We start from the raw sequence: 25,238 nt of genomic DNA, 5'->3' as shown, positions 1-25,238 counted from the left end.
AATCAGTCCTTCTTTTCAGTTGAGTTCTCCAAGATACGTCTGTGCGATTTTTTTAGTTTCTGAAGGGCAGCCTTTTGTAGTTCTTGTTCTTTTACCAATTGTCTTTGTCTGTCTGCCTCAGAAAGTATTTCTTTGATGGTGTTCAATCTGATATTAGGCTGTACTACAATATGGCTTAAAAGTGTCTTGAATTGTTCTAAAAACCGCGTGATTGTAGTAGATTCATAGAGGGCTGTATTGTATTGCAATGAGCCAGACAATCCCTGGTTTGTCTCCTCCATATTTAAAAGAAGATCGAATTTCGTCGTCTCGTTAGCAACCTCTATCAAATTTATATTTAGCTCCGAAAGCTTTATATCTGATATGGGAGTATTTTGGAAAACGAATTTTATCTGAAACAGCGGAGTTCGGCTTGGATTTCGCTCTAGTTTCATGGCTCTTACCAGCGTTTCAAATGGCAAATCTTGGTGAGCATAAGCCTCCAGTGCCACCTCTCGAACTCGCTCTAATAATTCTTTGAAGGTAGGGTTGCCAGTGAGATCGGTTCGCAAGACTAGTTGGTTAACAAAGAAACCGATTAATTCTTCAATTTCAGCACGATTGCGGTTAGCCACAGCAGTACCTACAACTATATCTTCCTGACCAGTGTAGTAGTACAGCAAACATGTAAATGTTGTAAATAATGTCACGAACAAAGTGACTCCCTCTTGACGACTTAGCGTCTGAATTCCCTCAGTCAAAATCTTTGATAATTGCAGAGATTGCCTCCCTCCTCGAAAGGTCTGCACTGCTGGCCGAGGGTAGTCGGTAGGTAATTCTAATAAGGCTGGTGCGCCAGCCAGTTGTTTTTGCCAGTAATTCAGTTGCTTTTGTAATTCTTCTCCCTGCAACCATTGACGTTGCCACAGAGCAAAGTCTGCATACTGAATTGGTAATTCGGGCAGAGGTGAAGGTTTCCCTTCTACAAATGCATAGTAGAGGGTGGTCAATTCTTGGATGAATACTCCAATTGACCAACCATCAGAGACAATATGATGCATTGTCAGTAACAAGACATGCTCGCTATCTGATAATGCCAGTAGTGTACCTCTGATTAAGGAGTCTGTTGCCAAGTTAAAAGGCTTGGCCGCTTCAGTGGTGGCTAGGCTTTGAATTTCGGTTTCTCGCTGGTTGGCTGACAGAGCTTGCAAGTCAATGGTGGTCATTTGCCAGTCACTTGCGGGATGAATGATTTGTATTGCTTCCCCATCTTGTTTAGCAAAGTTGGTGCGTAAGACTTGATGACGACGAATAATTTCACTGATGCTCCTTTCGAGAGCCGTCGGCTGTAAGTTTCCTTCTATTCTGACGGCAGCAGGCATATTGTATGCTGCACTATCTGGCTCTAACTGGTCGAGAAACCATAATCTTTCTTGAGCAAAGGAGAGGGGGATTTTCTCTGTGTCTGGGGCAATCCGCTCCATCGGTGGCAGATTCAAGCTTTGTCCCTCTGCCCGTAATTGAGCGATCGTTTGGTCGAGTTGCGCGACACTGGGCGTTGCAAAGACAGCTTGGAGGGGAATTTGTACTTCAAAGCTCTGTCTGAGTCGGGAGACTAATTGGGTAGCCAGGAGGGAATGTCCTCCCAGTTCAAAGAAGTTGTCATGAATGCCGACGGTTCCGATCCCCAACACAAGAGCAAAAATGTCGGCGATGATTTCTTCACTTGGCGTGCGGGGAGCTACATATTCCCCCTCTGGTTCGATGTCGCCATCGGGTACCCTTAAGGCAAGTCTATCTATTTTACCATTGGGCGTTAACGGCAAGGTATCGAGGCTGACAAAGGCAGAGGGCACCATGTAAGCGGGGAGTTGCTGTTGGAGAAATTCCCGCAGTTGATGGTTGCTGAGAGTTTCTTGCTCACTGACTACATAGGCTACTAGTTTCTTATTACTAAAAGTATCTTCTGTGACAATGACTACGGCTTGTTGAATCTGGGGATGGCTACTCAGCACTGCTTCGATCTCTGCCAATTCGATACGAAAGCCGCGAATCTTAATTTGATGGTCGATACGACCAATATACTCGATGTTGCCATCACAAAGATAACGAGCGAGGTCGCCAGTTTTATACAGGCGTGCCGATTTGTCAGACGAGAAGGGGTTGAGGACGAATCTTTCTTGAGTCAATTCGGGACGGTTCAGATAGCCTCTGGCTAATCCATCACCACCAATATAGAGTTCTCCAGTTACTCCGATCGGTACTGGCTGCATTTGTTGGTCTAAAATGTAGATTTGAGTATTGGCAATGGGACGACCAATGGGGACTAGCTGACAATTTAATTGGGGCTGACATTGCCAAAAAGTGACATCAATTGCTGCTTCTGTAGGTCCGTAAAGATTGTGAAATTCACATTCAAAGTATTCAAAAAAACGTTCCTTCAGTTCAAATGACAATGCCTCTCCACTACAAAAAACTCGCTTCAAAGAACTGCAATCTTCTAAACTATCTTCTTGCAGAAAAGCTTGGAGCATAGACGGGACAAAATGTATGGTCGTAACTTGCTCTTGGGCAATTAGATTAATTAGATAATTAGTATCTTTATGTCCTTCTGGTCTAGCAACTACAATCCTAGCGCCGGTTAATAAAGGCCAGAAAAATTCCCATACTGAAACATCAAAGCTGAAAGGTGTCTTTTGTAGAACGCGATCGCTACTCGTTAATTGATAAGCTTCTTGCATCCACAGTAACCGATTCCGAATTCCCTGATGGGTATTCATTACCCCCTTGGGTTGTCCGGTAGAACCAGAAGTGTAGATGACATAAGCCAGATTATCTGCACCGACACTACTGACTAAATTTTCCTGACTATGCTGCTCTATCGCCTGCCAATCAGTATCTAAACAAACCATTTGGGCAGTATGAGATGGCACAGATGACAACAAGTTTTTTTGCGTCAACAACACTTTCACCCCAGCATCACGCAACATGTAACTCAATCGTTCTTGAGGATACGTGGGGTCAACAGGCAGATACGCACCACCAGCCTTAAGTATCCCCAAAAGTCCTACCACCATCTCCAGCGATCGTTCGACACAAATGCCCACCAGTACCTCTGCCCCTACTCCTAAAGTTCGCAGGTAATTAGCCAGTTGATTCGCTCGGCCATTTAACTGTTGATAGGTCAATTGCTGCTCTTGGAATACTACTGCCACCGCATCTGGTGTGCTATCTACCTGATCCTCAAATAATTCATAGATACATTTGTCTTTTAGATATTCCCGGTTGGTGTCATTCCACTCGAATAACAACTGCTGGCGTTCGGAGGTACTCAGTAAAGGTAATTCACTCACCCTTTGCTGGGGATTAGAGGCAATGGCTGACAACAAGTTTTCAAAATGACTCGTCATCCGCTCGATGGTTGAGCGATCGAACAAGTCAGTGTTGTACTCCCATTCACACCCCAATCCCGCCGAAGTTTCGGTCATATATAGGGTTAAATCAAACTTAGCAATCGTTCCCTCCTGCTCTAATCCACTCAATGACACTCCAGGTAATTCTAGATCGCCCATCGGTGCATTTTGCAAGACAAACATCACTTGGAACAGCGGCGAGTGACTCATAGAGCGTTGCGGTTGTAATGCCTCTACTACCTGTTCAAAGGGCACATCCTGATGCTCATAAGCTTGGAGGGTGGTTTCGAGGACTTGGGCGAGCAACTCCTCGAAGCTGGGATTATCCTCTAAGCGAGTTCTCAAAACTAAGGTATTTACGAAAAAGCCAATCAATGGCTCTATTTCACTGCGGTGGCGATTAGCGATCGGTGAACCAATTATCACATCTGGCTGCCCGCTGTAACGATACAGTAAGGTGGCAAAAGCGCTCAACAGGGTTATAAATAAAGTACTGCCCGCCCGCTGCGACAGTGATTTTAATTTCTGGGTTAATTCCGTACTTAAGCTAGAGCTTTGCATTGCACCTCGATAGGACTGCACGCTGGGGCGCGGTCGATCGGTGGGCAGTTGCAGCAATTCTGGTGCACCTTGTAATTGCGATACCCAGTATTGCATTTGCTCCTCTAGTACTGACCCACTCAACCATTGTCTCTGCCATAGAGCAAAGTCGGCATATTGAATCTCTAGATTTGGTAGGGGGGATGATTCTCCAGCACAAAAGGCTTTATACAGCGCTGATAGTTCTTGAATCAACACGCCAATCGACCACCCATCTGAGACTATGTGGTGCATATTAATGCCGAATACGTAATCGCTGTTTGCTAATTGCCATAAACTGCACCGGATTAAGGGAGCGCTCTCTAAATCAAAGGGAGTAATCGCTGCTTGTTGTAATTGTTGCTCTAAAACTAGTTCCCGTTCGCTCTGTTCTAAGTGTTGTAAATTCACGACCTCTATATCCATGCTGGCTTCTGGGTGAATCACCTGCATCGGCGTGCCATTGATGCTGGCAAAACTGGTACGGAGTGCCTCGTGGCGACGGATGATTTCGGTTAGCGCTTGGTGCAAGGCATTAAGATTTAATGCTCCACTCAGGCGCAGGGCGGCAGGCACATTATAAGTTGCCGATGCTCCTTCGAGTTGATTGAGGAACCACAGTCTTTCTTGGGCAAAGGAGAGGGGGATTTTCTCTGTGTCTGGGGCAATCCGCTGAATCGGTGGAAGACTCAATCCCTGCCCCTGAGTTCGTAATTGAGCGATGGTTTGGTCGAGTTGCGCGACACTGGGCGCTGCAAAGACAGCTTTGAGGGGAATTTCTACTTCAAAGCTCTGTCTGAGTCGGGAGATTAATTGGGTGGCTAGGAGGGAATGTCCCCCCAACTCAAAGAAGTTGTCATGAATGCCGACGGTTTCCATCCCCAACACCTCACCAAAAATTTGGGCGATGATTTCTTGGTCTGGCGTGTGGGGGGCTACATATTCTCTAGTTCTGGTGTTCTTCTCTGGCGCGGGTAGAGCAAGTCTATCTATTTTGCCGTTGGGAGTTAAGGGCAAGGTTTCAAGGATAACAAAGGCCGCAGGAACCATGTAGGCGGGGAGTTCCTGTTGGAGAAATTCCCGTAGTTGATGAGTGCTGATGTCTTGATTATCACTTACTACATAAGCTACTAACCGTTGATTATTAGGAGTATCCTCTGTCGCTATAACCACGGCTTGTTCAATGTGGGGATAACTACTGAGAACTGCTTCGATTTCTTCGGGTTCGATCCGAAACCCCCGAATTTTGACTTGTTGGTCGATGCGTCCGAGGAATTCAATGTTGCCATCGCTTAAGTACCGAGCTAAGTCCCCTGTTTTGTATAATCGGGCTTGGGGGTCATTATTAAAGGGGTTGAGGATAAATTTTTCTGCCGTCAGTTCGGGACGGTTGAGATAGCCTCTGGCTAGTCCTGCACCGCCAATGTATACCTCCCCAGGAACACTAATTGGTGTCGGCTGTTTTTTGGAGTCAAGTATGTAAATTTGAGTGTTGGCTAGGGGGCGACCGATGGGAACAGTTGAAGATTGTCGAGTGTTAGGTACTCTTTCTACTTGGTAAGTAAGAACCCCTACCGTAGTTTCCGTCGGGCCGTAGTGATTGATAATCTGACATTCTGGAGCTAGTTGCTGAATTTGTTCGATCGCCTGCCAACTTGTTGCTTCTCCCCCAAGAATCAGTTGCCGACGAGGCAGAATTTTGGCTGGGTATTCAAATAGTAACAGAGCTTTTAATTGAGTTGGAACAATCTTGAGAAAGTCGATGGGATGCTCTTGAAAGTAATCCGCTAAGGCTTGTGAATTGGCAGCTCGCTCAAAAGATATTACATGCAAACACCCGCCAGTACAAAGAGCAGGAAAGATAACGGTGTTGCCTAAGTCAGCAGCAAAAGTAGAAACAAGAGCAAAGCTATTACCTGGGGTCAGATTTAGGATTTTTTGTATACCATACAGGTAGTTGAGAAGTTGCCGATGCTCAATAGCTACACCTTTGGGCTTGCCTGTAGAGCCAGAGGTGTAAATTACATAGACTAAATTTTCAGGTGTTACCTGACAATTTAGATTATTGCTAGCTTCATTAGCAATAATGTCCCAGTCCGTTTCCAAGCAAACTACTTTTGTTTCTGACTCAGAAAGATTTTTTACTAGTTGCTTTTGCGTCAGAAGTATTTTAACTCCAGCATCTTGCAACCGAACATCTAAACCTAAAGTTGGTAAAGTTGGATCTAAGGGAAGATAAGCTCCTCCAGCTTTCAGAATTCCGAGAAGACCGATAATTATTAAAGATGATCGCTCCAAATAAATCCCTACCAGTACTTCTGGTTTAACTCCCAAGTTTTGTAAATAACGAGCAAGCTGATTAGCACGAGCATTTAGTTCAGCATAGGTTAATTGCTGGTTTTCAAAGATAACTGCAATACTGTCAGGTGTTTTTTCTACTTGTTCTTCAAAAAGTTGGTGAATACATTTGTCTAAAGGAAAATCAATTCGGGTTTGATTGAAATCAAATAGCAGTTTTTGGCGATCGCGATCGCTCAAAATATCTAATTTACTAACTTCAGCTTGTGGATTGTTAACTGCACTTTCTACTAAGGTGTTAAATTGTTTTCCCAGGTACTGAATGCCTTCTAAGTCAATTGTTTCAGGATCGTAATGAAATTCTGCCGTTAGGGATTCTTCTCTATGTACACAGGTAAGCTTTACTTTGAATCTCTCAAAGCAGACATACTGCTTCTCAACTGAAAATGAAACTCCACCTGCATCATATTTATTCAACCATTCTTGAAACTCGAAAGCGATCGGGAAGTTGACAGCTTTGCTAGTAGTTTCTGTATTCTCTTCCCAGAGAAAATATTTCTGCCATTGGTGGCGATCGTGCAACGACTCGCTAATCTTGGTCAGAATTTCACTGAATTTAAAATCATTTTTAAAATCACAAGAGACAGGCAACCATTTTGCTAGCAGCCCTAGCGTCTCATGCAGTTCTTCATATTGCCTGCCACTAAAAATAGTATTGATGACAATATTTGGCTGTGTTGTTAACCTCCAAATTAATGTTTGCCAACAAGCAAATAAGAATTCGGCAACTCTTATGTTATTCAATTTAGCTATCTTTTCAAGCTTTGCTACTACTGCTGGCTCAATTCTTAAAGACAAAACATTGGGTTCAAATTTTTTGCCACTAGATTGCTTCTCAAAAGGAATTAGCAATGGAGGTGACTTGAAGCTTTGCTGTCGCCAGTAGTTCCTTCCAGCTTCTGCATCCTCATCTTCTAGTAGTTCATTTTGCCATTCAGAGAATTGGAGATATTGCACTGGTTCATCGTACAATTCCTGATCATTTAAACATTGACCGTAGGTATAAGCGATTTCTTTGACCAGATTTTTTAGCGTCCAACTATCTGCACATAGAGATGGCAGAGTCATCAGTAACATATGCCGATCCTCTGACAAAATCAGTAAGGATATACGCAGCAGAGAACCTCGTTCGAGGTCAAATGGAAAATTTCTTTCCTCCAAAAATAATTCCTCAATTTTGGCTTGCTGTTGTCTTGCATCTATGTCACTGAGATTAAAAGTTTGCCACGATGGTTTGCTGCGATCGCTTATGACTTGAATAGGAATTTTTAGTCCCGATCGCCGATGAAACACCGTGCGAAGAATTTCATGTCGATTGACGATTTTCTCTAACGCTTCTTGGAGAATTTCTATTTGAAGCTGTCCTTGCAGCAGAAGGACGCACTGGGCGCGATCTGCCACACTGTTTTGTTGTAATAACCAAAGATGTTTTTGCTGAGGAGAAAGGCGAAAGCCTTCAAGAGTTTGATTTTGCATTGATCGTTCCAATTCTTTAACTATTTGTGCTAGAAATCATTTCGCCCATTGCTACGACAATCTTTCGAGAACCTTTATAAGGATTGCGTCCGTGGGCAGTCAGCATATTGTCCAACATCAATATGTCTCCTTGTTGCCAGGGAAAGCTGACTTTGGCTTGCTGATAAACTGCCTCGATTTCTGCCATAACTGAGTCTTCGATAGGAGAACCATCTCCGTAATAGACATTGCGCGGTAAATTTTCTTCTCCCAGAGTAGATAGGAGAGATGCCCTGACATCTGATTCCAAACAAGAAATGTGGTGCAGTTGCACTTGATTGAAAAATAGAGATTTTCCCGTCTGGGGATGCTGAGATATTGCAGGTCTCACTTTAAGAGTTCTCAAGCCATTATTAGGAAGCCACTCAAAATCCATACCAGACTGACGGCAAGCTTTTTCGACAACTGTTTTATCATCAGTGTGAAAGAAATTTTGCCAACTGACATCTAAACCTTCAATGTAATTGCGGACGTACATTAATTGTTTTTGCTCGAATCTTTCTCGCAGTTTTGGATCGAGAAGTTGATAAACTTTATGGCAGTCAACAATCGGTGTTTCCCCTCCTTGTTGGGCTGGTTGCAAGCAAAAGAACCAGATTTTTAGCGGCCACTGGTGCAGGTGAGAACTTTCATTGTGGAAAAGAATTGCTCGATCGCAAGGGTAAGGAGTAGAACTATAAACTCGATCGCTAATACCTTCTTTGGGCAAATCTCCATAGTTAGCAAATAATTGAGGACAAATAGCACTAGCTATTCTTTCAAATTCCGAAACCGATTTGAGATTGAAACCTCGAAATAAAATTGCACCATGCTGTAATAATTTACTTTCGATCGGAGCGCGACTGCTCTTTACCCAATCTACTAAGTCGATATCGTCAGCAACAGGTTTGATTACTAAAGGTAATGTCTGTCCTGGCTGCAAATACTCTGTCTCGATTAACTCTTCTGACAGACGTATCGCTTTAGGTTTAATAGATTTAAACTTGCTAAAATTGCTTTTTTCCCGTTTAATTTCTTCCATAGCTTGTTGCTGCTTTTCTGATTCAGTCAGCATTTCTAATGTATTCAAAGAAGCATCAGGTTGCTTGACAATACTGGCTAATAAAGTTTCAAAATGATTTGACATTTTAGTGATGGTAGCAGCATCAAATAAGTCAGCATTGTATTTCCAACTACCCACAATTTGATGTTCTGTTTCCGCAACGAACACAGCTAAATCAAATGCTGTTTCGTTTTCAATTTCCCACGGACTGAGAGTTAACCCACTCACTTCTATGGTCGGCATGGGTGCATTTTGCATGACGAACAAAACTTGAAATAATGGTGTTTGACTCAGGCTTCGTTCTGGTCGCAGTTCTGCGACCAGTTTCTCGAAAGGTAAGTCTTGATGAGCATAGGCTTTTAATGTTACCTCCCGGACTCGCTCTAGCAATTCGTAGAAAGTGGGATTGCCACTCATATCGGTGCGTAAAACCAGGAGATTGACAAAAAAACCTATTAATTGTTCAATCTCAGACTGAGTACGATTAGCTAGATCGGTGCCAACAATCATATCGTCCTGATTTGTGTAGCGATATAGCAGTGTCTGAAAAGCTGCTAGCACTGTCATAAATAGGGTGACAGACTCTTGGCGGCTCAGTTTATTGAGTGCGGCGGACAGTTGTGGAGAGAGTTGAAAGTCGTGGGTTGCACTCTGGAAGTGGGAAGTGGAATTTTGCTTAGTTGGTAGTTGTAGCGTCGGCAAGTTATGACCCAATTGCTGCTTCCAGTAAGAAAGCTTCGTCTCTAGGACTTCTCCTTGTAACCATTGTCGCTGCCAAACAGCATAATCAACGTATTGCAAAGGAAGCTGGGGAAGTGGAGAGGGTTTACCAGCACAGAAGGCTTCGTAGAGTGTAGCTACTTCCTGAACCAAAATTCCCATTGACCAGCCATCAGCCACAATGTGATGTATTGTCAGTAGTAGTAAATATTCTGTATCGTCTAGCTGTAATAAAGTTACCCGCAGCAACGGCCATTGGTCTAGCGTAAAGGGTTTTCGTGCCTCCTCTTTGGCTAGTTGTAGAGCTTTGGCTTCCCGTTCTGTTGGTGCTAGATGCTGTAAATCTACCACTGACAGAGTGAAGCTAACAGACTGGATAATGACTTGAATTGGTTGATTTGCTACCGTGGTAAACACTGTTCGCAAGGCTTCGTGACGGTTAATAACTTCTTGAAAACTTTGCTGTAGCGCCACTATATTGAGTACACCGAAAAGACGCACTCCTAGCGGGATGTTATAGGCATTACCGGGTTGTAATTGGTCGAGGAACCAAAGTCGCTGTTGAGCGAAAGACAGAGGCAGTTGTTGCTCCCGCGATACCCGTTGAATGGGAGGAGCCTGAAGTTTTTGGTCTATGCGCCCAATGCGATCGCTTAAACTAGCTACAGTAGGTGCTTCAAATAAACAGCGTAGAGGTAGTTCAATCCCAAATGCTTCTCTGAGGCGAGCAATCACCATCGTTGCCAGCAACGAGTGTCCCCCCAGTTCAAAGAAATTATCGTTAATACCGATATGTTCGATACCCAAGACTTTAGACCAGATAGTAACTACCATTTCCTCAACAAATGTGCGCGGTGGGATAAATATTTCTGGCAATGGTTGCTGTGTTTGTTCTGGTGCTGGTAAAGCGCGGCGGTCTACTTTACCGTTAGGTGTTAATGGCAATGCCTCCAATAGCACAAAAGCTGAAGGTATCATGTGTTCTGGTAGTTTCTCCTGCATAAAATACCGCAGGTTATGCTGGACTTCTACAATTTCTATTTGAGGGACAACGTAAGCTACTAAGCGCTTGTTTCCAGGACTATCTTCCCTAGCTATCACCACAATCTCCCGTACGGCTGGATGCTGTGCCAGTAGCGCCTCAATCTCTCCTAGCTCAATGCGGAAGCCACGAATCTTAACTTGGTGGTCTATCCGTCCTAAAAATTCAATAGTTCCATCAGCAAGCCACCTGCCTAAATCTCCAGTTTTGTAGATGAAGTCTTGTTCAGTGCTTGGTAAGGGTTTAGCAGTATCTAAAAATGGGTTGGAAATAAAACTTGACTTGGTACTTGCTTCATTTTTCCAATATCCTTTGCCAACCCCAAATCCCGATACACAAATTTCTCCTGGAACACCAATTGGGAGTAATTTCATCTCAGAATCAAGAATATAAAGATTTAAGTTTGCTAATGGTTTACCGAGCGGAACACTTCGTTGATTTTCTGGTAAAGGTTTTTTGATAATAAATTGAGTAATATCATCAGCCGCTTCCGTAGGCCCGTAAGCATTGGCAACCCCAATTTCTGGATAGATACTCAACCAATAATTGACCAATTCTACCGACACAGATTCTCCCGTTACCATCATCCATTGCAGATGCGGTAATAATCTTTGCTGAGTCGATAAACTGGAAATATAGTCAAGTAATCCTTTGAGTACAACCGGGACGAGTTCAATAAGAGTAAGCTTTTGTGCTTGAACGATCTGAAATAATTGTGACGGTTGTAAAATAGTTTCCGTATCGACAATAACAGTTTTTCCCCCAATAAGTAGGGGCGCTAAAAATTGCCAAACAGAAATATCTGATGAAGCGGGAGCGCTTTGTAGAAAAGCTAGTTCTTCAGTTAACTCTAAAGCATCAAATTGGGCATAAATATGATTAATTGCGCCTCCATGTCTAATAATGACTCCTTTTGGTAAGCCGGTAGAACCAGAAGTATAAATCATGTAAGCTGGTTCAATCCCGCGATGATTTATCAGTGCTAAATTAAATGGTGATAATTGTTGAAAATCATTTTTTCCGTAGATATTGACTCCAGCTAAAGTAGAAATGACTTGATGGTTATCTGCAATATCTAAACAGACTAAGTATTTTAAATCATGATAATCCTTTGTTTGATAATTTAATAGATCTAATAAGGCTGATTCTGTCAAGAGAACCTGCACTTTACTATTAGATAGCATATACCTGATTCTCTCTTGCGGATAACTGCTATCAATAGGTACATAAGCTCCACCCACCTTGAGGATAGCCAGCATTCCTATCAGAAAATTGGGATGACGCTGATGTAAAATTCCGACAAAATCGCCTGGTTTTACTCCTAATTTTTGCAGCAGATAGGCTAATCTATTGGCTGTTTCGTTAAGTTCATGATATGTTACTTCCGTATCTCGATAGACTAAAGCAATTTTATTTGGTGTTTGCTGTACCTGCTCCTCAAATAATTGATGAATCGTCTGTGTAACTGGATAAACTTGAGTATTATCGTTAAATTCTGTTAATAATTGATATTTCTCATCATCTGTTAATAAATCAATCTCGGAAATTTGCAAGTCTAAGTTATTGATTACACACTCGATTATAGTTACATAATGTTTGACTATTCTTTTGATAGTTTCTTTATCAAAAAGACATTCATTATAAATGATTTGGCCGCTAAGATGGTTATGTTCAACTGTAAAAGCAAAAGTAATATCATTTTTCAGTTGAGGTAGTGCTGCTTGAGTATGAATATTTTCTAATAAAACCACGATGTCAAAAATGGGACAGCGATTTTGACTTGGTAGAATTTCTAACAAGCGCACTAATTTATCTAAGGGATAGTTTTGATGGCTGTAAGCACCAATAGTAGTATTTTTAACTTGTAATAGAAATTCTTTGAAAGTAAGTTGATTTTTAACCTGAAACCGTAATGGCACAAAGTTATTGACTAATTCTTTACTAGTTTCAGAGTAATAAGTAGGTGAGCCGATAATGATATCAGAGTTGCCAATATATTTATATAACAGTATGTTGAGTACTGCTACCAGGAATAAATATATAGATAATTCAGATTTTTTAGTGAATTTAATGATTTTTTGTGATATAGCATTTGATAGCTCAAATGTAATGGTTTGATTGTGTCCACTATCTGAGTTGGGTCTAATATAGTCTAGTAAGATATTTGTCTCTGGTAACTCTCCGGATAATTTATTTAACCAGTATATTTTTTGCGGAAAAGAATTTTGAGATATTGGGTTCATTCTAGTTTCATTAGCAAGCATCATTATGTCTCCTGAAAAGTATTGTATGGGTTGTTTGTTCAATATCTAGGCTTATATTTATCAGTTGGTTGTCATCAGAAATGAAATTTTATTTTAAATGTAATAAACAATCAAGAAAAGCCTCTTTAATAATTGAACATCCGGTTTGTAATGTTGATAGTTCAATTGTCAATGGGGGTAAAATTTTTATAACTGTATCGTTTCTGCCAACTCGCTCTACGATTAATCCTAATTCAAAACAGCAGGCAGCTATTTTTTTAGCAAGACTAGCACCACCAAAATTTACTAAATCAATTCCCCAAATCATTCCTATTCCCCGGATTTTAATATTTTCATTAATTGGCACTATTTCCTGAACTAAAAAGTTTTGTAAGAAAAACTCTTTAACTTTGACCTCATTTTCAAGATGGCAATTTTCTCGATATTCCAAGGCAGCTACACCACCAACGAAAGCTAGTTGATTTCCGCGAAAAGTACCTGTATGCTCTCCAGGTTCCCAAATATCTAACTCTGGTTTAATTAATAATAATGACATGGGGAATCCATAACCACTGATGGATTTTGATAGCACTACCATGTCAGGAACAATATTTGCTCTTTCAAATGAAAAGAAGGGGCCAGTGCGACCACAGCCTACTTGAATATCATCACAAATTAGTAAAATATCATGGCGATCGCACAAATTTCTGAGTTGTTGTATCCACTCAACAGGTGCTACAACTATTCCCCCTTCAGCTTGTACTGTTTCAAAAAGAATTGCGGCTGGTTTTTCAATTCCTGAATTGACATCACTGAGTACAGATTCAATAAAGCCTATAGTATCAAAGCTTTCCATAAATCCGTATGGATAAGGCATGAATGTAACATTATTTGTCGTCACACCCCCAGACCGCATCTTGATATTACTAGTAGCAGATAAGCTCCCCAAAGTCATCCCATGATATCCCCCCATAAAAGAGAAAATCCCTGGTCGTTTTTTGATTTTGCGGGCTAACTTTAAAGCTGCTTCAACTCCATTTGTACCAGTTGGTCCGCAAAATTGTACTTTATAATCTAAGTTTTTTGGGGTTAATACACTACTAAAAAACTTTTCTAAAAACTCTTTTTTGGCTGATGTATACATATCTAGACCATGCGCGATCGCATCTGAATCTAAATAAGATATTACTCTTTGTTTTATATAGTCATTGTTATGACCATAATTTAAAGCTCCGGCACCAGCCAAAAAATCAATATACTCTTTACCAGACTCAGAATAGATGATAGAACCTTTAGCTCGATGAAAAATGTCGGGAAAGTTTCTACAATAACTTCTGACGTTAGATTCTTTTTCTTCAAAAATATTCAGACGATCGTTTTCTTGTTTTATGGACATGAAACTCATAAATACCTCTTCTGTAGATGAATAAACCAGAATAGCGATAAATAGTGTCCTTTAATAGACTGTTGCTGTTTTGTCAAAATCAAAATCAAATGTTACTTCTTTTTCCAGCAAAGAATAAATATGCTGTTCTCGATCCAAAAGCAATAATAAGTCTTTTAATAGTACATCAGGATGATTCACCATACCTTGAAGCAATATCTCAAAATCTTTCTGAATGTTGCTAATTGTGGCAGCATCAAAACGGCGGAAATCATAATTGATAGCTATACAAAACTCCAAATCAGGATAGATGGCTATAGTTAAGGGATAATTAGTTTTGTAATAACTAGTGCCTGAAGAAACTTCTAAATCTCCCTGCCATTGCTCTAAAATCGGATCTATTGGTAATTTTTCATACACTACTATGCTCTCAAATAAGGGTAAGTTTCTTGGTACTTGACTCCAGCCTTGAATTTCTACTAATGGGCTGTACTCATACTGACGCATTTCCAACAGTTGAGCTTGAAGCTGTTTGAGCCATTGCAGTAAAGATTGTTCAGTATTAATTGTTACTTTTACAGGTAAGGTGTTGATTAACGTCCCTACCATCGACTCTACCCCTTCTAGGTCTGCTGGACGACCAGAAACAGTACAGCCATAAACTACAGTGCGATGACAACTGTAACGACTTAGAAGTAAAGCCCAAATTCCTTGGAATAAGGTACCTGGAGTGAGTTGATGCTGTCTTGCCAATGATTGTAATGCTGCTGTAGTTGCTGCTGATAAATAAAGGTTTTGCTCGTCAAATCTTTCTTCTAAACTCGACTGACGATCCGTATCTAGGTTAGTCAGAGGAGTGGGCGCTTGTATGCCGCTGAGTGCTTCTTGCCAAAACCTCTCGGTTATAGATATGTCTTGCTGTTGCAACCAGTCAATGTAGTATCGGTAGGGAACACCTGGTTCTATAGGTGAATCTTCACCTTGGCACTGTGCTTTATAAAATTCAATTAAGTCCTTGAAGATTAAGGGTATTGACCAGCCGTCAATGATAATAAAGTGGAAACTCCAGACAAATTGGTAAGAGTCATCGGTTAAACGAATTAAAGTTAGGCGCATCAGGCATTCTTGGGACAAATCGAAGCCCTTTTGGCGATCGCTTTCCAAAAAAGACTGCAAGCGCTTTTGCTGTTCTATTGAATCTATTCCTCGCAAATCAAGCTCTTTTAGCGGGACTTTGATTTGTCGGTAGACAATTTGTAGCGGTTTATCAAGATTTTCCCAGTAAAAGCCTGTACGTAAGGCCATATGCCTTGCTGCTACTTGCTGCCAGGCGCGATCAAAAGCCACAACATTCAAATTGCCACGTATAGCAAAGCGAAACTGGAAAAAATACACTCCTAATTCCGGCTCGTACAAACTTTGGAACAGCAGACCCTTTTGTATGGGTGTCAGTTCGTAGATATCTTCGATGTTTTCTGTTTTCATTTTAATTACTCGCGTTTGTGTTCTTGCGGTTGATTGTTGCTAGGAATCGATCTAAGTCTTTTTGGCTCAAATTCGCTTGCGGAAAGTCAGAAGGTGTATATTGTGTTTCACTCGATTGACAATGGCTGATGAGCGATCGCAATGCCTCCATGAAAGTCTCAATCAATCTCTCTATCGTGCTTTGGCGATAAATATCTTTGCTATATGCCCAATTCAGTTGCAACTGGTTATCAACAATCGACCAACTAATATCTAGTAAATAGTTATGCTTTTCTTCTATACTTGGGTTCAAATCAGTAGATTGTTTTACCCCTGTGAACAGAGATAATTGAGGAAGAACTCGATCAAATCGCTCTTGGTGATAAAATCTCACCTCTGCTGACGGTAGAGCTTGCATTTCTATGGCGGTGCTGTCACCGCAGAGATAGCGTAATACACTATAGCCAATACCTTTATTTGGTATCAAACGTAACTGCTCTTTAATTGCCTTTAATGTCTCTCCAGAATTGCTAGCCTCTGTTGCATCTAATAGCGCTGGGAAGGTACTAGTAAAACAGCCGACAGTACGCGATACATTTATATCATCAAAGATTTTTTCTGACCCTTGACATTGCAAATCTACCAGCAGTTTGCTTTCTCCCGTCCACTGCTCAAATGCCTGCACTAGTGCTGTCAGCAATACATCATCAGTTTGGGTTTGATAAGCCTTAGGTACTTCCTGTAAAAGGGCTTGCGTCTGTGCCGCACTTAGGGCAACTGAGCTTGTAGTAATATTTGTTACTTGTATTTTACCCTCATAAAAGTCCACTGGTAAAGGCTGTACCTGCCTGCGAGACTCTGCCAACCAGTAGTCTAGTTCTTGCTGGATAGTTGACGATCGAGCGTACTGATGGACGCGATTAGCCCAGTGTTGCCATGAGCTTGTCTTTGGTGGCAACTGTATCGTTTTTCCAAGTATAACTTGGTTGCAAGCTGTCTGGAAATCTTCTAGCAAAATCTGCCAAGCAGCAGGATCGACAATTAAAGAGTGAATGACTATGAATATACGCTGAGGCTTTTGCTTACCTAGATCGCAAAGAGCAAACTGTATTAGTGGTTTATCTGATAAATTTAGACTTGCTTGTAACTGGGCGAGTGCTTCTTTTTGTGCCGATTCTTGCTCTACTTCTGCCAGCGTGGAAAAATCTAGTTTTGTAATTGGTAAAACATCGTCGCTAGAGGCTAGCAATTGCCGCCATCCAGATTCCTCGTTTCTAAAACGCAAGCGGAGTGCATCATGCTGCAACAGTAACTGCTGCACGGCTTGCGCTACAAGCTCGGGTGCAATTGCTTGTTGCACTTCCAGTAAAATTGTCCGAGCGCAGCGTGCTGGGTTGGGTAAATTTTGCTGGAAGAAACATTGCTGGGTGGGGGTAAGCGGTATCTCCCCAGTCGCCAAGTGAATATTTTGGGTTGTTGTAGTCACCTCGGCCAATTTAGCAATTGTTTGGTGAGCAAACATCTGCCTGGGAGTGAGTTCCAAACCCATCTGTTTGGCTCTGGCTACAATCTGAATGCTGGTAATTGAATCTCCACCCAACTCAAAGAAGTTATCATGAATACCTACCTGTTCGATGCGGAGAACTTGAGTCCAGATTTCGGTTAGGATTTTTTCTACTGGAGTTTGAGGTGCAACAAAACTCCCTGATAAATCATCTCTTAGAGTTTCAGGTGCTGGTAGTGCTTTGCGATCTACTTTGCCATTGGGTGTTAACGGTAGGGTGTCTAAAGTAACAAAGGCATTTGGCAACATGTATTCTGGTAGCTTCTGTCTGAGGAATTCATGTAGGTTGTTAGTAGTGATTGATTCATTGCAATAAACTACGTAGGCAACTAAGCGTTTGTTACCAGGAATATCTTCTTTTGCAATAACTACAGCTTGTTCGATTTGCGGATGGGTGTTGAGGACTGCTTCGATTTCTCCCAACTCTATACGGAAGCCCCGCACTTTCACTTGCTGGTCAATGCGACCAATGAAGGTAATATTACCGTCACTACTGTAGCGGGCGAGGTCGCCTGTTTTGTAAAGGCGTTGTGATTTAGAATCAGAGAAGGGATTTGGGATAAATTTTTCTTGGGTTAGTTCTGGGCGGTTGAGGTAACCTCTGGCTAAACCATCACCTCCAATGTACAATTCTCCAGCTACGCCTATGGGTACTGGTTGGAGGTGTGAGTCTAAGATGTAGATTTGGGTGTTACTTATGGGGCGACCAATGGAAGAAGGAGCATCTTCCTTTCTTGCTACTATTTTGTTTGCTCCTACTTGGTAAATTGTAGACCAGATAGTTGCTTCTGTTGGGCCATACAAATTCCACAATTCGCTACCAGTTTCTAGAATTTGATCGGCTAGTTGAGCTGCTAATGCTTCACCACCGCAAAATACTTTCAAGGGATAATCAGAAGACCAACCACCAGCTAATAGCATTTGCCAAGTAGCTGGTGTAGCTTGCATAGCGGTTGTCTTCGACTCGAATAATTCAGAAAACAGCAAATCCCCATTAGTAGCTATTTCACGGGGAACCACGATAACTTTTGCGCCTACCATTAATGGCAGATAAAGTTCAAGAGCTGCAATATCAAAGGAAATGGTGGTAACTGCACTGAAAGTATCTTCCTGAGTTAATCTCGGAAAATGACTCATAGAATTTAAGAAGTTGACCACACTGTGGTGGCAAATTTGAACCCCCTTCGGTAGTCCAGTAGAACCAGAAGTGTAGATCGTATAAGCCAAATTATCCGAACATACCCCAAAATCAAGATTATCCTTCTGGTGTTGCTCTATTGCCCCCCAATCGCTATCCAAACAAACCACTCGTGCAGTATGTGATGGCAAAGATTCAAGTAAAGACCTGTGAGTAAGCAACACCTCAATACCCGAATCTGCCAACATATAACTCAACCGTTCTTGGGGATAATTGGGGTCAAGGGGTACATAAGCACCACCAGCCTTAAGTATCCCCAACAGTCCCACCAGCATTTCAATCGAACGTTCTACACAAATGCCTACCAATACTTCTGGTCCGACACCGAGGGTTTGCAGGTGATGTGCTAGTTGGTTGGCTCTTTGATTTAATTCCTGGTAGGTCAACTGCTGATTCTCAAATACCACCGCTACAGCTCGGGGTGTTCTCTCTACCTGCTCCTCAAACAACTGATGAATACATTTATCAGTGGGATATACTGACGCTGTATCATTAAACGACAACAACTGATGGCGTTCTGCTTCACTGAGTAAGGGTAATTCACCCACAGTTGCTACTGGATTTTCCACAATCGCGCTACACAAGTTCTGGAAATGAGCAGCCATCCGCTCAATGGTTGACCCATCAAACAAGTCAGTATTGTACTCCCATTTACTCACCAATCCGTGGTCAGTTTCGGTGATTGACACTGTTAAATCAAACATAGCAGTTGTGCTTTGCTGATTTAACTCACACCAGGTAACACCAGGTAATTCTAGTTCACCCTTAGGTGCATTTTGCAACACAAACATCACCTGAAACAGGGGGGAATGACTCAAAGAACGTTGTGGTTGCAATGCCTCAACTACCTGTTCAAAAGGCACATCCTGATATTCATAAGCTTTGAGTGTAGTTTGCCGAACTTGTGTAAGCAACTTCTCAAAACTAGGGTTATCTTCAAAACGGGTTCTCAATACCAAGGTATTCACAAAAAAGCCAATCAGTGACTCTATTTCACTGGGGTTGCGATTGGCAATGGGTGAACCAATTAAAATATCTGATTGACCACTGTAACGATATAGTAAAGTGGCAAACGCCGCCAGTAGGGTCATAAATAAGGTTGTACCCGACTCTTGAGATAGGGTTTGCAACTTCTGGGTTAAATCAGTATTTAAAGTCAAACTTTGAGTTGTACCCTGGTAAGTCTGCACACTAGGACGAGGGCGGTCAGTGGGCAATTGTAACAATTCTGGCGCACCATCTAATTGAGCAAGCCAGTAATTGAGTTGAGTTTCTAGGACGGACTCACTCAACCATTGTCTTTGCCAAACTGCGAAGTCTGCATACTGGATAGGTAATTCTGGTAAGGGTGATGGAACTCCAGCACAAAAAGCTTGATATAAAGTAGATAGTTCTTCGATGAATACCCCCATTGACCATTCATCAGTAACAATGTGATGCATCACTACTAGCAGGATGTATTCCTCCTCATCCAGCCACAGTAAAGTTGTACGTAGCAATGGAGCAACGCCCAAGTCAAAAGGACATTGGGCTGCCTCAATAATCAGCTGCTTTACCTCAGTTTCACGCTTAATATCAGGCAGATTCCGGAGATCTACTACTGATATGATGGAGGTGGAGGCAGGGTGAATGACTTGAACGGGTTGGCTATCTATAACGGCAAAGGTTGTCCGCAAGACTTCATGACGCAGCACAATTTTGTTGAAGCTTTGCTCCAACGCTGCCTGGTTAAGCCTCCCTTTAAGGCGAATGGCGACAGGGATGTTATAGCTAATGCTATTGGGATCTAACTGGTTAAGAAACCACAGCCGCTGTTGGGCAAAAGTTAGTGGAGGAGGAGCCTGCTCTTTGCGCTGCTCGATAACACTCAATTTGGTTTTATGTTCACCTCGTGTCCACTTTTCCAGAAGCCCTTGCTTTGCTGGTGAAAGATTAGCTCGCCGTCTGGAAAGATTATCTTGTTTAGACACATTTCACCTCTTCTTAGAAAGATAATTAGAGAAAAACAGTTTGAGATTATAGCTTTTTAACAACCTCTCCTCAAAACTTGGCTGTTATAAATACAAGCTAAAGATGATGAAATAAGTCTTAAAGAAGTCGAACTTCTTCTTCAGGTAATTCTTCAATTTTCTCGATTATCATCTCTTCAATCAGTTCGGCTAACTTTGCAATAGTAGTCGCTTCAAAGAAGCTGCTCAAGGGTAACTTAACTTGGAAGGTTTTCTGCATCCTATAAATGAGTTGAGTGGCTAGCAAGGAATGTCCTCCCAAGGTAAAGAAGTTGTCGTGAATGCCCACTTGCTCAATTCCCAATAACTGTTGCCAGATGTTGGCAATAGTTTGCTCGAGTTCATTACCAGGAGCAACATAAGGATTACTGAGTTCAGGTCTTGGATGTGTTAGTTTTGATGAGATTGTGAACTCTTGCGGTTCCAAGAAATCTTTTGGAGCATTTTCCCACTCTTCCCGAATATGTAAATCTCTAGGACATATCACAACTTGGGACAATTTACTTCCCAAAATGCGGCTAAAGGCATCTACGCCCTCACTGGGCAAGATCGCTAGTTTAAGTATCTCATTACGCAATTTTTGGAGTACGTCGGGTAGCGTTACGTTTACTGCCATGCCCACTTCTTGCCAAGTATCCCAGTTAGTACATACGGTGAAAGTGCCACATTTGGAATTCTTGTAGTGAGTAAAGGCATCAAGAAAGGCATTTGCACTAGTATAGTCTACCTGCCCAAATCCTCCTATGATTGAAGTAATTGATGATGTCAGAACAAAGAAATCTAGCGGAACATCCTTAAAGATAGAATCGAGAACTAGTGTGCCTTTCACTTTGGGTGCTAGAATTTTCTCTACACCATCTAGAGTTTTGCCTTGAATCACGCCGCCTCCTGGAACTCCTGCGGCATGGATCACTCCATTAATCTGACCAAATTGGTTCTTTGCCCTAGTAATAGCTTCTTGCATTTGTTGCTGATTGCTGACATCTGCTGCGATCGCCAAAACCTCAGCACCTAGTTCTTCCAGTTCTTGAACTTTCCGGATTTTTAAACTAACGCTATCAAGAGCTGCATGACTAGCAAGCCATTGTTGCCACTCCTCTTTTAGGGGCAAAGCTGAACGTCCGATTAGGATGAGTTTGGCTTGTGCAGTTTTCGCCAAATATTCCGCCAGCACAAGTCCAATACCTCCAAGTCCACCCGTAATCAGATAGACTCCTCCTTTCCTTAACCGTGGTGTCGCTTCCTTGGACTTATCCAACTGAACTGGTTCAAAAGTTTGTACCCAACGATGAACACCACGATAAGCAATAAAGCGATCGCAAGATTGAGTTGTCAGTTCTGCCAGCAACTGCAAGGTGAGTTCTTCCTCATGCAAACTTGCTTTTAGAGGAATCACAACATCAATACTGCAACAGCTGATGTTTGGATATTCTTGGGCTATGACCTTAATCGGTCCAAGTGTAGTTGCTTTTTCTGGGCATAGCACCTCAACGCCTGTGACTTCCTGCATATTGTTGGAAACAACCGCGATATGCAGCTGATCATTAATAGTTTGTTTCCCAAGGGCTTGTGCTAGAAACAGTAGACTATTAAATCCTAAATCTTGAGCTTTGTCAATCGATTCAAGTCCTAATTTTGCTTCACTGTTCGGCGTGACATTCCATAAATGAACAATTGTTTGTGGAGTTTTGCCCAATGTGTGTAGTTCATTAAGCAGTGTATTGTAATCATTACCTTGTCCGGGATTTAAGGTATATACACACTCACTCAGCTTTGTAAACTCCGACCCCACCTTCACCGTAATCACATCCTGTCCCTCAAGTTCGAGTTTTTTCACCAGTTGAGAACCTAAGCCACACTCATCCATAAACACAAGTGTATTTGACTGAACTGGCATCTCATCTCGTTTACGGGCGCTGAGTGGAGAGCGTTTCCAGGAAGGAATGTAAAACCAGTCAGCAATGTTTGGCTTTTTGTGTGATTGAGATGTTGAAGACAACATTTCTACACTGGTGTTAACAGCATCTGCTTGTTTTCGGGGTTCAATCCAGTAGCGCTGACGCTCAAACGGATATGTTGGTAAGGGTATGCGATAATGTTGGTCATGTCGATAAAAACCTGCCCAATCAACCTGTATGCCAGCTAGCCAGATCTGACCCAAGGTAGTGAGCAAGAATTCTACATCTGACTGCCGCTCTTTCGGATGCTGTAGTGAATTTAGTACAACCTGCCCTATAGCCTTCTGGGGATGCTGTTTCGCTAACGTGCTTAACGTTCGCCCAGGACCGACCTCCAACAGAATACGCTCCGGTTCTTGCAGCAATAGCTGCATACCATCTGTAAAGCGCACAGAAGAGCGTAGATGTGTAGCCCAGTAACTTGGGTCTGTAGCTTGGGCTGCTGTTATCCAGTTACCAGTAACGTTAGATACATAAGGAATTTCTGGTAGTTTCAGGTCAACTTTTTTTACCATAAGAGTGAATGGCTCTAAGATGGAGTCCATCATTTCTGAATGAAAAGCATGGGAAGTATGCAAACGGTGACTACTTATACCTTTTTCAATCAGATAACTTTCTAGTTGAGCCACAGCTTGTATGGAACCTGAGATCACGCATAAGGATGGTTCGTTAATTGCCGCTAAGGACAGTTTCTCGCTCAATATTGGTTGCACTTGTTCTACAGACAGTGGAACGGCGAGCATTGCTCCAGGTGGCAGTTTCTGCATTAATTGCCCTCGTGCCGCCACTAGCATCAAGGCATCTTCTAGGGAGAAAACCCCAGCTAAACACGCAGCTACATATTCACCGATGCTGTGACCAATCATCGCCACAGGACGCACTCCCCACTCTATCCACAACCTCGCTAAAGAGTACTCAATAACAAACAGCGCCGACTGTGTAATAGCTGTTTGATTAAGTTGCTGGGTTGAAAGTTCTACCTGTTCAGATATTGGATATAATAGATGGCGTAGGTCTAACCCTAAGTGCGGTTTGAGAAGTTCACAGCACTGGTCAACAAATGAGCGAAACGTCGGCTCAACCTGGTAAAGTTCCGATGCCATATTTGTATACTGCGCTCCCTGCCCCGGAAACATGAATGTGATAGGTCGTTGCCTTGTTTCTTGGAAATTTGTTAAAACTCGTTTATCAGGTAGCGCCTCCAATGTATTTACAGCATCTTCAAAATCATGGCAAACAAGCATCCGTCGGTAGTTGAAGTCCCTACGACCAACTCCAAGGGTGTAAGCCACATCAACAAGGTTTAAATCTGGATGTTGCTTTAAGTGGTCAAGTAAATTTTTGGTAGCGGTATCAAGTGCAGAGCTAGTTTTAGCAGATAGAAGCAGCAATTGCCAGGGTCTAGAATGGAAAGACCTGATATCTCCCATCTGGACAGTAGAAGCTTCTTCGAGAACAACATGGGCATTAGTACCACCAATACCAAAGGAGCTGACCCCAGCCCGACGGGGAAATGGCTTGGACTTCCATTCGGAAACCTTAGTATTTACATAAAAGGGGCTGTTAGCAAAATCAATTTTGGGATTGGGTACATCAAAGTGTAAACTAGGTGGCAGCAACTTGTGTTTCAGTGCCATGACAGTCTTGATTAAGCCTGTAACACCAGCCACTGTATCTAGATGTCCGATATTTGTTTTCACCGAACCAATAGCGCAGAAAGCCTTCTTCTCAGTACTAGCACGGAAAGCCTGAGTTAGAGCTTCAATTTCAATGGGATCGCCTAGAACTGTTCCAGTCCCATGTGCCTCAACATAGGTCAGTGTTTCGGCTTCAATCTCAGCTGTAACTTGAGCAGATCGAATGACCTTTGCTTGACCTTCAACACTGGGAGCAGTATAACCAACTTTTAACGAACCATCGTTATTAATAGCTGACCCTTTAATGACTGCATAAATGTGATCCCTATCCGCCAGAGCAAGAGATAATCGCTTGAGTACAACAATGCCTACACCTGAACCACCAACCGTTCCCTGTGCCTTAGCATCAAAGGCGCGACAATGCCCATCGGGAGATAAAATCCCGCCCTCTTGATATAGATAGCCAGTCTTTTGTGGCAATTGTAGTGCAACTCCACCAGCCAAAGCGATCTCGCAGTCCCCACTCAACAAGCTTTGACAAGCTAAATGCACAGCAACTAATGATGTAGAGCAGGCAGTTTGGACTGTGACACTTGGTCCGGTAAGATTTAATTTATAAGATACGAGGGTGCTAAGGTGGTCGTTCTCATTGGAAATCATCGTTTGGAAAGTTCCCAGCAATTCGCTCAACTCAAGGTTGGAAGCAAGGTTTTTGAGTAAGTAAATGTTCGTGCTTGCACCAGCGTAGACACCAATTGGACTTTTATATATTTGGGGGTTGTAGCCAGCGTTATCAAGAGCCTCTTGAGCACACTCTAAGAATAAGCGGTGTTGAGGATCTGTAATTTGAGCTTCTCTGGGCGTGTAGCCGAAGAATGAAGCGTCAAACATCTCTACATCATCCAACATAGGGCCTGCTTTGACGTACTGAGGATGACTCAGTACAGCAGGATCTATACCAGAAGATAATAATTCCTCGTCTGAGAAAACTGATAAAGACTCGACACCATCGAGTAGATTGTACCAAAACTCATCAATATTTTTAGCTCCTGGAAAACGACCAGCCATGCCAACAATAGCTACTTCTAAACCAGTATTATAACCAGATGTTGTAAAGTTATTCATATTGCATC

Annotated in this window: 5 protein-coding genes and 1 pseudogene; all 6 read right to left on the bottom strand. The window is 42.3% G+C overall.

Translation table 11 applies throughout. The annotated features are described in order from the left end of the window. Window positions 1-2: 2 nt before the first annotated feature. The 6 genes and pseudogenes from V7K27_RS23255 to V7K27_RS23230 all read right to left on the bottom strand — a co-directional run bounded on the left by V7K27_RS23255 (window position 3) and on the right by V7K27_RS23230 (window position 25,230). Entirely contained in the window at window positions 3-7,805 is a 7,803-nt protein-coding gene (locus V7K27_RS23255; RefSeq protein WP_334950450.1) for an amino acid adenylation domain-containing protein, read from the bottom strand. Window positions 7,806-7,821: 16 nt separating this feature from the next. After that, a complete protein-coding gene (locus V7K27_RS23250; protein ID WP_334950449.1) occupies window positions 7,822-12,891 on the bottom strand; it encodes an amino acid adenylation domain-containing protein in 5,070 nt (1,689 codons plus the stop codon). Window positions 12,892-13,000: 109 nt separating this feature from the next. Next, entirely contained in the window at window positions 13,001-14,260 is a 1,260-nt protein-coding gene (ectB, locus tag V7K27_RS23245) for a diaminobutyrate--2-oxoglutarate transaminase (protein ID WP_334950599.1), read from the bottom strand. Window positions 14,261-14,347: 87 nt separating this feature from the next. Next, on the bottom strand, window positions 14,348-15,760 hold the full coding sequence (locus tag V7K27_RS23240) for a condensation domain-containing protein (RefSeq protein WP_334950448.1): 1,413 nt from the start codon (window positions 15,758-15,760) through the stop codon (window positions 14,348-14,350). A gap of 1 nt (window position 15,761) precedes the next feature. Then, window positions 15,762-20,471 (bottom strand): annotated as a pseudogene (locus V7K27_RS23235) (amino acid adenylation domain-containing protein); the annotation flags it as partial. 118 nt (window positions 20,472-20,589) lie between these two features. Continuing rightward, window positions 20,590-25,230 carry a type I polyketide synthase gene (locus V7K27_RS23230; RefSeq protein ID WP_334950446.1) on the bottom strand — a complete coding sequence of 1,547 codons (4,641 nt, stop codon included), beginning with the start codon at window positions 25,228-25,230 and terminating at the stop codon, window positions 20,590-20,592. Window positions 25,231-25,238: the final 8 nt, after the last annotated feature.

The organism is Nostoc sp. (assembly GCF_036919575.1).
Lineage (GTDB): Bacteria > Cyanobacteriota > Cyanobacteriia > Cyanobacteriales > Nostocaceae > Nostoc.
This window is presented reverse-complemented; position numbering and strand designations above follow the sequence as displayed.